8 protein-coding genes are annotated in these 13,134 nt (G+C 42.2%); 2 read left to right on the top strand and 6 right to left on the bottom strand.

The features are described 5' to 3' along the window. Positions 1-105: 105 nt before the first annotated feature. From BLP33_RS03015 to BLP33_RS02990, 6 genes are all read right to left on the bottom strand, one after another. On the bottom strand, positions 106-1,122 hold the full coding sequence (locus tag BLP33_RS03015; RefSeq protein ID WP_217633098.1) for a c-type cytochrome: 1,017 nt from the start codon (positions 1,120-1,122) through the stop codon (positions 106-108). A gap of 10 nt (positions 1,123-1,132) precedes the next feature. After that, positions 1,133-2,533, bottom strand: a complete 1,401-nt coding sequence (locus BLP33_RS03010) for an aryl-sulfate sulfotransferase (protein WP_090524740.1) — start codon at positions 2,531-2,533, stop codon at positions 1,133-1,135. 87 nt (positions 2,534-2,620) lie between these two features. Then, positions 2,621-4,141 carry a RagB/SusD family nutrient uptake outer membrane protein gene (locus BLP33_RS03005; RefSeq protein WP_090524737.1) on the bottom strand — a complete coding sequence of 507 codons (1,521 nt, stop codon included), beginning with the start codon at positions 4,139-4,141 and terminating at the stop codon, positions 2,621-2,623. A gap of 41 nt (positions 4,142-4,182) precedes the next feature. Continuing rightward, positions 4,183-7,248: a SusC/RagA family TonB-linked outer membrane protein gene (locus tag BLP33_RS03000; protein WP_090524735.1), complete on the bottom strand. Its 3,066-nt coding sequence runs from the start codon at positions 7,246-7,248 to the stop codon at positions 4,183-4,185. A 576-nt stretch (positions 7,249-7,824) separates the two neighbouring features. Further along, positions 7,825-9,174, bottom strand: a complete 1,350-nt coding sequence (locus BLP33_RS02995; RefSeq protein ID WP_090524734.1) for a Gfo/Idh/MocA family protein — start codon at positions 9,172-9,174, stop codon at positions 7,825-7,827. A gap of 24 nt (positions 9,175-9,198) precedes the next feature. Further along, positions 9,199-10,512 carry a DUF3472 domain-containing protein gene (locus BLP33_RS02990; RefSeq protein ID WP_175489911.1) on the bottom strand — a complete coding sequence of 438 codons (1,314 nt, stop codon included), beginning with the start codon at positions 10,510-10,512 and terminating at the stop codon, positions 9,199-9,201. 414 nt (positions 10,513-10,926) lie between these two features. Between BLP33_RS02990 and BLP33_RS02985 the strand changes: the two genes are divergently transcribed. Beyond that, positions 10,927-11,952, top strand: a complete 1,026-nt coding sequence (locus BLP33_RS02985) for a LacI family DNA-binding transcriptional regulator (RefSeq protein WP_090524728.1) — start codon at positions 10,927-10,929, stop codon at positions 11,950-11,952. 83 nt (positions 11,953-12,035) lie between these two features. Further along, positions 12,036-13,121: a phosphotransferase enzyme family protein gene (locus tag BLP33_RS02980; RefSeq protein ID WP_090524726.1), complete on the top strand. Its 1,086-nt coding sequence runs from the start codon at positions 12,036-12,038 to the stop codon at positions 13,119-13,121. Positions 13,122-13,134 lie beyond the last annotated feature (13 nt).

The following is a 13,134-nucleotide window of genomic DNA, read 5'->3' as shown; positions in this document are numbered from 1 at the left end:
AGCGCAGCGCGGCAATCTCGTAGCCAATGCATCTTCAATAGGCATAACTGCGAGATTGCTTCGTCGTCCCTCCTCGCAATGACATAGTCGGTTTTGTATTGCTATTTAAATAGCAGGCGTAATCCCCTTACCTTCCCAATAATCAATGATCGGCTTGTACGGCCCGTATTTATGCTGCTGTTCGGAAAAAGGATCTTTAAACGGCCCCTTGTCGTAATCAATCGCTTTTTCTTCGTAATGCGGATAATCAACCTCCTTAGTAGTCTTAGGCAGCGGGCGTTTATGTTTTTTATCGTCATTAACAAAAGCAGCTATATCAAGCGCCTGGGCATCGGTCAGGAAGGGTTTGCCTTCGGCTGTTTTATCATAAGGCATGTTGCCTTTTAGCCATTGCGCTAATTTAACAACCCTGTGCATACTTGAACCCGGGCGATAGGCCAATAATCCCCATACCGGTGGATATTCGTAAGTTACGTTATCAAAACGCATTTTGCCTTCGCCGTTTTTGGCATGGCAGCGCTCGCAGTTTTGCGCGTATAGCACTTCGCCCCTGCCTGATGATGCCGCAACATCCGGCAGTTCGACTTCCATATTCTTTAACCCTTTGGTGGTTTTAGATACGTTTGATGAATCACTCAGAAACTTCAGGTAAGCCATGATTGAAACCATCTCTTTACTATCCAATGGCAGCGGTCTGCCTAAATTAGGGCGCATTACACAATTGTTGATGCGCTCGGCCAAAGATAAAATCCTGCCCTCTCTTGCCCTGTACTGCGGATAATCACGAAATGACCTAACCAAATTAAAAGCGTATGGTCTTGTACCTGCATCGCGGTGGCAATTGGTACAATTCATTTTATTGCCGGTGTAATGACCGTTAACCCCTTCGGGGCCAATATAGTATGCGGTATGCAACATCAGTTCGCGACCATAACGCACCGCATCGCCGTATTTACCGCCGGGCATTTTGCTGGTATCCACAGCAACCAGATTATTCACGGCTGACGAATCAGCCTTATCCGCCTCTTCGGCCCTGCTCCCACTGCACGATACTAATTGCATAGCGTTAGCCAAAGCAAATAATAGCAACAGGAAAGTTATATATTGATATTTCTTTTTCATTTTTAATGATCTATGGTTTTAAATATGGATCAAGCTGTTCGTATTTTATAAAACCTGCACGGTAAGTTGGCACCGATGTTTCCATCGTCCATTGCAAAACGCCTTTATCATTTGCCAGCACCACAATATGCCTTTTGGAGCAACATACCAATGTGGTTGTATCATTGATCATGTAGGCACTGCCCATACGTCCGTTAAAAATTTCTTTAGGTAATTTAATGTGCATGGCAATGGTCGACGTTTGATTCTTCTCATCAATTTTCATTGCATACACGCCAGACTGGTGTTTCTCCACTCCATTATCAAAAAACATCAGATTGCCCTGTTTATTGATATGGGCGGCATGGGCCTGGGTAAAGTTGCAATCGGCAGGCATGGCTATGGTACCGCCCTTGCCAAATTTGTAGATAACCTTACCATCGCGCGAGTTAATTTTCCAGATCTGCCCGTTGTTGTAGAACGACATCAGATAATTGCCGTCTGTATCATAGCTGAGACTGTTGGCATGCATCCAGTCCTTTTTTGTTTTCAGGATTTTTGGATCTTTCAACGGATCCATTACATCAAACACGCTCCATTTATAAACCTGCCTGCCGGTTTTATCCATCACCATAATACCATCGCCGTTAACGGTATCCTGTTTACTACCTCCAACAGATGTGAGGTCCATGATTTTTTGATCAACAAAAATGGTTACCAGCTGGCCTTTACCATTCTTCAGGATTTCGTGGTGAATGGTTTGCTTAAAATCGCCTTGTCCTTTGGTAAGGTGCAGCAAAGTGTCGCCATGCATATTGATCTCCAATATCTCGCTACCGTAACTGGTAGGTTCGTCATTGCGGCCTAAAATAGAGAGCAGGGTTTTATCCCTAGTAAAATTGATCACTTTAAAACCCAACCTGTCAATCATGTGGTACCACCTGATTTGCCCTTTGGCATCAACCAAAAACGCCACACCGGGCGCATAACGTTTGTTGATAAGCATTAAGCCGTCATTAAACTGTACCGGCAGTGTTGCTTTTGCAGCAGTTTTTGCATGAAACTGTTCCTGTAAAAACAATGGCAACTCGTGCGATTTAAAAGTATGAGGTTTGCTGACAACCGTATCTCCACCGTCAACGGTTACAATATGGTATGAATAAGTGGTATCGGGCAAAATATTGCAAAGTACAAGCTTATATGATGTGCCGTTACTGGTAGTAGTCGACCGGTATTTAACCGGCTGCTTGCCTTCTATCCAGTATTCGGCGTACAGATCAACAGGCTTGCTGGTCATAACATCAAGCTTAATTTTTAGCTCGTTATTATTATACAGGCCTATGTGAATTTCTTTTATCAGATTACCACCAGAGCAACCACAGATGATCGAAATCAACAGCCCCTTCGCTAAAACTTTAAACCAATCCTTCATCACTAATTTTGTAATACCGGTTAAACAGTAAAGAATATACACCCCATTGAAGGCTGTATACTCTTTACTAATATTTGAATTTTATGCTTATTGCTGCCTGCCCGCATTATTCAGCTTGGGGTTGATGTTAACCTGGTTAAGCGGATATGGGAAATACTCGTCGCGCGGCAACTGTACGGTATTGGTTTGGCCAACACGTTTCAGATAGGCGTTCACGATCACATCATATTTGCCAAAGCGTTTCAGGTCGGCCCTTCTTTTGCCTTCATAATATAGCTCCCAGCCGCGTTCCTGTAACAATGCATCGCGGAAAGTTGCCTGGGTCAAATTAGCCTGCACCAATAATTTGGCATGTGAGCGGCCTTTAACCTGGTTTACTAATGAAACAGCCTCTGCGGTTGGACCATTCAATTCGTTTAAAGCTTCGGCGCGACTTAATAACACATCTGCATAGCGTAAAACATCCACACTATGGCCATCATAGTAAGTGTTGGCCCCATTTGGATCGGCATACTTCATAGTTGCAACATCCGGCATATACAATACTCCATCCGGAGCGGTAGCGCCCTGCGAAGGGGCTTGTTTGTGGGTTAAGCCGTCGACGCCCTGGTATTGGGTGAAGAACATCTTTTTACGGTCATCCTCATCGCCATAGCTGTTGTAAAAATCCCAGGTTACAGCGTAGTACTGCCACCTGTCGGTTAACACCGGATGGCTTAGCGGACCGAAGTGGTTCAATAACTCTGTTCCGTTAACGTTAGCATCGCTTAATACCGAGAAGATATTTTCAGCACACCAGGTGTTTGATTCTTTAAACAAACCATCATAGGTTGGATATAACTGGTAAATACCCAAATCCATTACCTGTTTGGTTAAATCAGCAACTTTTTGCCATTGATGCTCGCGCAGATAGATCTTGGCCAGCAGGAACATCGCTGCACCTTTGGTAGCGCGACCAACATCATTAGTTGTGTAGATATCACTTTTGGTGTAATCTTTAGGCAATACATTGATCGCATTTTGCAGATCGCTGATCATTAACGCATCAACATCCGCAACAGGGCTTGGCGCAGTTTGAGCCTTGTAATCAGGATTGGCTATATCTTTTTCGGTGGTTAAGATCACTGGTCCCCATGCATCGGTAAGGTCAGAATAAGCAATAGCACGTAAAAATTTCATCTCAGCCAAAAACTGATTTTTCTGGGCATCTGTAATACTTTTCATTGCTGAAATATTATAGATAGCGTTGTTTGCGTTGGCCACCAATTTATAGATCTGCCTATAATCTTCAGCTATCAAACCGTTGGCCGAGTTCCATTGTACCAGTGATAATTGTCCCGGGTCGCCGGCGTAGCTGCAGTGGCCCACATCGGTGGTTAAGTCGGTAAGGGCGAAGTGCCTTACCGTCCAATAATCAAAATTGTCACCAACCGCCGGACCTTTTAAGCGGGCATAGACTGAGTTAACCGCTGCAATGGCGTCAGACTTGGTTAAGAATGCGTTTTGGCTTGTTAAGCTGCTGTATATTTTAGGCTCGAGGTTGGTTTTGTTACACGAAAACTGTGTAACTACCGCGGCTGCTAAGAGTAGAATATTATATTTTTTCATTTTGACTAAAATTTTGTTGATCCCCTAAATGGATAATTTCATTAATGGATAGATGCCTTAATACCGAATGTTATCGTTCTGAATGCCGGGAACGAGTTAAAGTCTAAACCGCCACCGGTAGCACCAGAATGTACGTTAACTTCCGGGTCGGTACCTTTATAGCCCGTAATTGTCCATAAGTTTTGTGCTTCCGCATAAACCCTTATTCCCTGTAAAATTTTCAGGTGCTGAAACAATGATGAAGGGAAGTTGTAAGCCAGTGTAAGTGATTTTAAACGTACATAAGAAGCATTTTCAACAAAGCGCGAGTTTACATAGCTGCCGTAAGTACTTAGATAATAACCTTCGCGAGGGATAGAGGTATTTTCGTTTTTACCTGCAACAAACCTGTTTAATCCAGCTACACCTGTAGTTGACTCTAATACCATGGCATTCATGTTGTACAGGTAATAATCAAATGCGCCCTGGAAGAATATCCCCAGATCAATGCCTTTGTAATGAAAATCGTTACCAAAACCTGCCATGTAATGCGGGTTAGAGTTGCCCAGGTAAGTGCGGTCGTCCGGGGTAATTTTACCGTCGCCGTTCACATCTTTGTATTTAGGGTCACCTGCTTTTGAATTTGGCTGCGGTGCATATTTTTCACCGGTTTTCACTACGCCTTCGTAAACGTAGCCATATAGCTCACCTAATTCAATACCCGGTACAACCCTTGTAAATTCCTGTCCGGAAACAGTACCGCTTGGGTTCGCAGTATTGGTACTGATCACGGTTACTCCCGGACCTAAATCCAATGCTTTTTGCTTATTGTAAGCAAAAGTAACCGTACTGTTCCATGACAAATCTTTACCACGCACATTGTTGGTATTTACAGAAAGCTCGATACCACGGTTTTGAATAGCGCCGCCGTTTACATACTGATTACTGAACCCCCATTGCTGTCCTATAGGGATCTGAATTAACAGGTCGGTTGTTTTTTTACTGTAATAGTCGATACTTGCATTAATACGGCCATTGGCGAAACCCATATCCAAACCAACATCAAACTGCCTGGTGCTTTCCCATTTTAGATTAGGGTTAGCCAATGTTTTTGGTTCTATCCCTGTTTGAAGATTACCGGTTTCATTCAGTACTACACCATAAGGCCCAAATGTTGAAAGATATAAGCTCGCAGGGATACGGTCATTACCGGTAACACCGTAACTAACACGCGCTTTTAAGTTTGAGAAGGTATTCAGATCTTTTATAAAATCATCATCGGTAAGTTTATAAGCTACTGCGCCTGCGGGGAAAAAACCTGAACGCTTGTTTGAACCGAAGTTTGACGAACGGTCGTCACGATAAGAGAACGAGGCTAATAACTTATCCTTATATGCATAATTAAACCTTGTAAAATATGAGGTCAACATAGCCTCTGCCTTACTGCTGCCATAACCATTTACCAATGATCCGGCACCAAGGTTGTAGTATAAGAATGCATCGGTTGAGAAGCCTTTAGCACCGGCACTTAACCCTTCGGTAACATCTTTTTGATTTGATGTGCCTAATAAAACAGTGAAGTCATGATCCTTAGCAATGTTGAACTTATAGGTAAAGTAATTTTCAACTATCCATCTGAAAGCTGATGATGTTTGCTCACTGGCAACACCACCCTGCTTGGCGCCTGCTATGGTAGTAGTAGGCAGGTACTGGCCTGCTGTAGTTTGAGTGTATTCGGTACCGGCCGTAAGATGATAAGTTAAGCCATTAATTATTTTATAGTCTAAGCCGATATTGGCGTTAATCAATTTATTGCCGCTATTGTTTGTTGGTTCCAAAAGGCCGGCCAAAGCGTTAGTCTTTGTACCTTGGGTAACGTAATAATTATAAGTACCATCGGCATTATATGGTTTTACGTTTGGTGGTGCAGTCAATAAACTAAATAATGGCGCGGTTATATCGCCGGAGTACGATTGCAATGTTGAGCTTGAGCTGGCACCATAAAAATTAGCGCTGATCTTCAGGTTTTCATTCATTGTTTTCTCAGCTCCTATCCTTGCAGTATATCTTTCAAAACCGGTATGTTGCAACACACCAACCTGTTTAATATGATTACCAGCAACATAGATCTTTGAATTCTGATCACCTGAACTTAAACTGATGCTTTGATTTTGAACTGTTGCGTTGCGGGTTGCAAGCTTTAACCAATTGGTGTTGGCCACCTGGAAACTTGACGGGTACGGCTGTGGTTTACCATCTTCAATAGCTGTAGCATTCTGAATATCAGTATACTGCTGCCCGGTTAACAGATCCGGCTTATACCTTAGATATTGCGTACCGCCTGATATATCGGCATCCAAAGAAACCTTGCCGTTTTTTCCTTTTTTGGTGGTGATCAAAACAACGCCGTTACCGCCCCTTGCTCCATAAATGGCTGTTGCAGAAGCATCCTTTAATACCTGGATATCTTCGACGTCATTAGGGTTAACCTGGTTGCCATTATCGCTGATAAAACCGTCAACTACATATAAAGGAGAGGTAGAAGTATTGATAGAGTTGCCACCCCTTACAGTGATATTAATGCCTGAACCAGGTGCAAAACTGGTTTGTTGCACCTGAACACCGGCAGCTTTACCCTGAATGGCCTGACCGATATTAGTGGTAGTACCACCAAGTGTAAGGTCATCACTTTTAATAGAGCTAACCGAACCTGTTATATTGCCTTTTTTAACGGTACCGTAACCTACTACCACTACTTCGTTCAGTTTATTAAGGTCCTCTTGTAAAATGATAGTAACGTCTGAGGAACCGTTAATTGATACTTCCTGTGGTTTATACCCTACATAAGAAACAACCAATATTGTTGAATTGCCCTTTAACGTAATTTTAAATTTACCGGTAACATCAGTAGTAGTGGTATTTTTAGCACCTTTTTGGGTAACGGTAGCGCCAATTACCGGGCCGTCTTTATCTTTTACGCTGCCGTTGATTATTGTTTGCGCGCTGGCAAGTACCGGCAATAATAGTAGCAGGCAACAGCACATCAACTTAAAAAGGCCATTGATCTGCCTCCTTAAATAAATGTGTTTGCTGAAGCCCTGATTGGGGTTTGAGTAAATTTTAATCATACGTGGTGGGTGTTAGTATTAATTAATTGTTAGTTTTTTGTTGTGATTTAGCCTTGTTTTTGAATATTGGAAATTAGAGATACAGGATTTTGAAAACAAAAAATCGCCCCTCCAAACACAGCGCAAACGTTTGCTTTGGGTAAAAACAGGCTTACGCAAACGTTTGATTCAAAGTATTTTGCAGTGAGAAAACTTAATTTTCAGAGGCGTTCAGCGCGTTAAACAGGTAATGGGAGGGATAAAATGGGCATCAATTTTATGGATTCTGCTTATTTGAGGATTAAGTCTGAAGAATTTGATTATAAGCGCGTTGGAATATCATTTACAATCACGCTCGCCACTGCCCGGCCGGCGCTCATAGCAGTTAGCATAAGCGGACAAGGGGGTTAACAGGGTTAACACAAATTCAATTATTCATATATAAATATCTAATAATCAACTAAATACAAAAAAACAGGAGTTACACTAAAAAGCCACCGCTGTGCCGGAGCCAGGGGCAGCTATGATTGTTTTAAAAAGCAAAGCCCGGCTTTTGGCCGGGCTTTACACAAAACATGCAAAAAATATAAACGATAATTAAAAGCCGCTATCATCAAGCGCGAAGGTATTTTTGCGCTCTTTCCATTTACCCTTAGTAAAATCAGGAAACGCAACACTTGCATTACCTTCTTTCAATGACTTTGTTGACAAAGGTGTTATTACACTCATGGTAACAGAATCATAAACATCAATAGGTGTCTGGCGTTTTTGCTTTACTGATTCCACGAAAGCGTTAAACACAAACCAGTCCATGCCACCATGGCCGGCACCTTCGGCAAACTTTTCATATCTTTTCCAAAGTGGATGGTCATATTTATCAAACCATTCTTTTGCCGGATCCCATGAATCATCTTCTTTTGATTTATGGTCGATATACACGCTTTTGTTTACATCCATCCACAAACCCTTAGTACCCTGCACCCTGAAACCTAATGAATATGGGCGCGGCAGGTGCGTATCATGGCTCAGCATTATGGTTTCGCCATTGGCACAGTTGATCATGGTGGTAGTGACATCGCCATTTTTATAATTGATCTTAGCGTTCGGGTGACCGGGCGATAATTCTTCTACGTATGCTGCCAAACCCTTTGCTTTGGTGCTGAACGATACCAGGTTGGTAAAACGGTTACCTGCATTGATATTGGCATAGTGCATACATGGGCCTGCACCGTGAGTTGGATAGATATCGCCATCCACATCGATATTGAACTGCGTGCGCCATTGGGCTTCGCTTAGGGCTTTAGGGCCAAACTCAACGCCACCGCCATAATATTGCTTACCGTTATTGAACAATACACCTCTTAAATTATGCTGATATCCGCCTTCCAAATGGATGATCTCACCAAACAAGTCCTGGCGTACCATGTTCAAGGCAGCCATCACGTCACGACGGTAACAAACGTTTTCAAGCGTCATGTATGGGATTCCTGTTTTTTCTGAAGTGTTAACGATATCCCAGTGGTCTTCAACCGTAAGACCGGCAATTACCTCACAGCCTACATACTTTCCGGCTTTCATAGCATCAATAGCCTGTGGGTGATGAAACTGCCATGGTGTGGCAATAATTACCGCATCGATATCTTTATGGTCGAGCAGTTTTTTGTAGGCATCCAGTCCGCCGGTGTATTCCTTTACGGGTGCATGGCCTTTTTTGGCGATGTATTCGCGGCAAATCTTCAGTGAGCTTTCCTGTGTATCACAAATGGCAACGATCTCCACATCATCGCGAAGCAAACCTTCGGCAATATGGCTCATGCCGCGGGCACCTACGCCTATGTAACCTAAACGGACTTTCGCAGGTGCCGATGCAAACAGCCTTCCTGACGGTAAAATGCTAAAACCGGCTGCCGCAATCGCGCTGGTTTTCAAAAATTGTCTTCTTTCCATATATAATATTGAGGTTTTTGGGGCTTATTTATTAGGGAGTTTTTCAAAATCAATTACAGGCTTTTGCTTTGTTGCGTTGCGATCGTACGGAGTTTTAAGCGGTACGTAATTGTTAAAAAAACCTCCGTTTTGAAGAAAGAACTTGTCGCCTTCCTTTCCTCCTGCATAATCCTTACGATAGTTGGCATTAGCCGTAGCGTCGCCGGTATAAATGGCATGGGTAAGCTCCTGCCAGTTGTTTTCGCTGTCACCTATCCACTGGTTAGTAAAATAAGCTTTGCGGATCTTATCGCCATTTTCAGGTTCAAAATTTTCCACAAACGAATACAAATGAGTTAAATAAGTGGCCTTCTGCGGGCGGGTAAAGCTGGCTATTAAAAACCATTTCCCGGCAGTTACATCTTTAAAATATGCGGTATAAGTGGTTGTGTATTTTGCATTATCCGGCTCGGCGCTAAGCAAAAAGGCGTAAGCTTGCCCGGCTTTCCATGGGAAACGCATATAACTTTGGCCTCCCGAGCCCTCATTCCCGAACTCACCTATATGCACATTACTGCCACTCTTAACCCGTTTAATGCGCATGCTATCCGGGATACTCTTCGGATCTTCAGTATTAAAAGGGCTCCATACTGAAAATAGCACCCTTCGTTCGGTTGCGGAATTTACCTGCATACCGAAATATCCTTCTCCAAAACCATCTGCCATAAAATAAGAGCCTATCACGTCCTGGCCTTTGGGCACGATAATCTCGTTATAAAACCATTTTACTTTATTCTCTTTGTCGGTGGGGACTGGGTAGCGTAAATGCACAGAAGGCCCCCTTCTGCCAAAATGAAATGAGCTGCCTTTTGCAACATATGAAATATCATTATCCGGCTTTTGCAGGGTAATTACCAGGTCAGATACATCTGCATAAACAGTCCCGGTTTTACTGATGCCTTTTAAACTGATCTTTACATAACCCGGCCGACTGATGTGAACCTTCCCAAAACTGACAGTATCAAAGCTTGTGTTGCTTATTTTTTTGACGACAGCATTTTTTCCTGCCGATACCAGCAGCGTACTGTTCCCCTGCGGTACCCGTACCACCAGAGCAAGCTCAAGGTCCTGTGCAACACTAACCCTGAAATAAATATTACAGGTTGATTTTATGCTTCTCAGGCCAATCAAACCTTCATCGGTTATAGTATCCGGCGCGCTTACCCAGGCATTACCACCAAAAGGGATAACATGACGCAGTTTTGAAGCATCAATGTGTACCGTCTGTGCAATGGCAGCTCTATTTCCTATGCAAATAAACAATATTGAAAGACAAATTATAACGGTTTTCTTCATCATTGGGTTATAACACAAGTATCGTTTTAAATGTACTCGCATTAGTGGCTTTAAGAAAAAATAAATGTTTCAATTTCAACGCAAACGTTTGAAAAATGGGCATAATTATCCCTTAACTGGCATTAATTGAAAAACAGATATTTATCAAACATTATGGGTTGATGACTTCGGCTTCTAAAATTGGAGGTAAATATGCCTGCTAAACGATTATTTCTTTATTGCAGATAAGCGAGGCTCTCTAAATAAAATTAAAAGGGACTATATGGCATTGCCAATATTCAAATCTCCACTATACTAACCGGCCAACCTATGCAAACCGATGATTTAGCCACGCAAACGTTTGCAATGCAGTTAATACAAGCTATTTCATAATAATCGCTTAACTTTAACTATAAAAACAACATTAGCCCGTAATTAATGCAAACAAAGCCAACTACTATAAAAGAGATAGCACAAATATTAGGCATCTCGGTTTCTACAGTTTCAAGGGCCTTGCATGATCATCCGAGCATAGGACTCACCACAAGGGCGAAAGTTAAAAAGCTGGCCGGCGAGTTAAACTATGAGCCTAACCAAACCGCTATTTTTTTGCAAAAGGGCAAAACCCTCACCATCGGGGTCATTTTACCCGAGCTTTCGGAGGCTTTTTTCTCCTCGGCCATAAGCGCTATTGAAGATACTGCCTATAAAAAAAATTATACCGTATTGCTGGCACAATCACATGATGATGAGCAAAAGGAAAAACAGCTGGTTGAAAAAATGAAAAACCACCGGGTTGATGGCCTGCTTGTATCGGTAGGGAAAAATACCTCCTCGTACCAGCATTTTGAAAACTTAAAAAAATACAATATCCCGGTAGTTTATTTCGATAGGATCCCGGCTATACCCAACATCCATTATGTAGCCTGCAATATGGAAATTGGCACCATTGAGGCAGTGAGTTACCTGCTAAAAAAAGGTCACCGGGCAATAGGCATGATCAACGGGCCGCAAACCATGGTTGCTACCGGTGAGCGTAAAGAGGGCTACATCAAAGCCATGACCAAAAACAGGCTTAAATATGACCCTTCACTCATAGTTTCGTGCGACCTTACCGAAGAAGGCACCAGGAAAGCGTTAGATGAATTATTGGCCAGCAAACGCAAACCAACCGCTATAGTAACCTTTAATGATTATGTAGCACTTTTTGCTATTAAACATGCCAGTAAACTAAACATCAGGATCAATAAGGATCTTGAATTTGTAAGCTATGCCAATTTACCGCTAATCAATTATATGGAGAATATTCCCGCCGCTTCGGTTGAACAATTCCCATATTTACAGGGACAAAAAGCAACTGATATTTTGATGGACCTGCTGCACCACCAGGGTACCGGCGGCAATGAACCAAGCGCCTTTTACAAGGTGATCATTGAATCGCAACTGGTTGAAAACAAAAAATAAACCTAAACAAAAAAACACTCAAACGTTTGCGCATGGCTATCGTTTATGAAATTAGCTATGTTTGATGAGTTAACGTCTATAATATGTTTGATGATATCCTTATAAATTTTGGATTAAACGTTTCTGAATACCATATCCGGCCTTTTGGTTCGGGTTTAATAAACTATACTTATAAAATAAGTGGTGCTAACCATTCCTATATTCTTCAGCAAATCAACGTCGCTGTTTTCAAAAGGCCCCATCATATCGACAGCAACCTTGTACTAATCAAAGAGTATCTTGATAAACACAAGCCAGGTTATTTATTTGTAGCCCCGCTAAAGAATCAAAACGGGAAATCGATCATTCAAGCCGCCGACGGTAAGTTTTACCGGCTTTTCCCATTTATTGAAGGGTCACATACAGTAAACTTTTTGCAGGATACAAAGGAAGCCTATAGCGCCGCGGTGCAGTTTGGCCGGTTTACCCGTTTGTTAAATCATTTTGACATCAGCAAACTCGAATACACGCTTCCGGATTTTCATAATCTAAAATTACGGGTTGCACAGTTTGAACAGGCTTTAAAAACAGCCGAACGCCGAAAACTGGAACAGGCAGCTAAGGAAGTAAAAGCTGCTGATGATCATATCAACATATTGCATACCTATAACCTATTTACAACCAATAACGAAATCCCGCTCCGGGTGATCCACCACGATACCAAAATAAATAATGTGCTGTTTGACAAAGAGCAAAACGCGCTATGTATTGTTGACCTTGATACAGTAATGCCCGGCTATTATTTAAGTGATGTTGGCGACATGATGCGTACCTATTTGTCGCCCGCCAACGAAGAGGAAAAAGATCTGGATAAGATTATCATCAGGACAGATTTTTTCAGAGCGATATATAAAGGTTATATGAGTGAAATGAGCAACATCCTTACTGAAACTGAAAAACAGTATTTCACCTTTTCGGGCAAACTAATGATCTATATGCAGGGCCTCCGTTTTTTAACAGATTTCTTAAATAACGATATTTATTATGGTACACAATATGAAGGGCATAATTTGATCAGGGCTAAAAACCAGTTTAAACTACTTGAAGGTTACATCAATGCCGAACCTGTATTTAGTGAAATAATTGCCGGTGTAGATAAAGAATTACTGACCACTGCCAACGGCATTTAACCTGTCGGGCCGC

This window comes from Mucilaginibacter sp. NFR10 (assembly GCF_900100445.1).
Lineage (GTDB): Bacteria > Bacteroidota > Bacteroidia > Sphingobacteriales > Sphingobacteriaceae > Mucilaginibacter > Mucilaginibacter rubeus.
The sequence above is the reverse complement of the archived record's forward strand: the minus strand, read 5'-3'. Positions and strand labels throughout refer to the sequence as shown.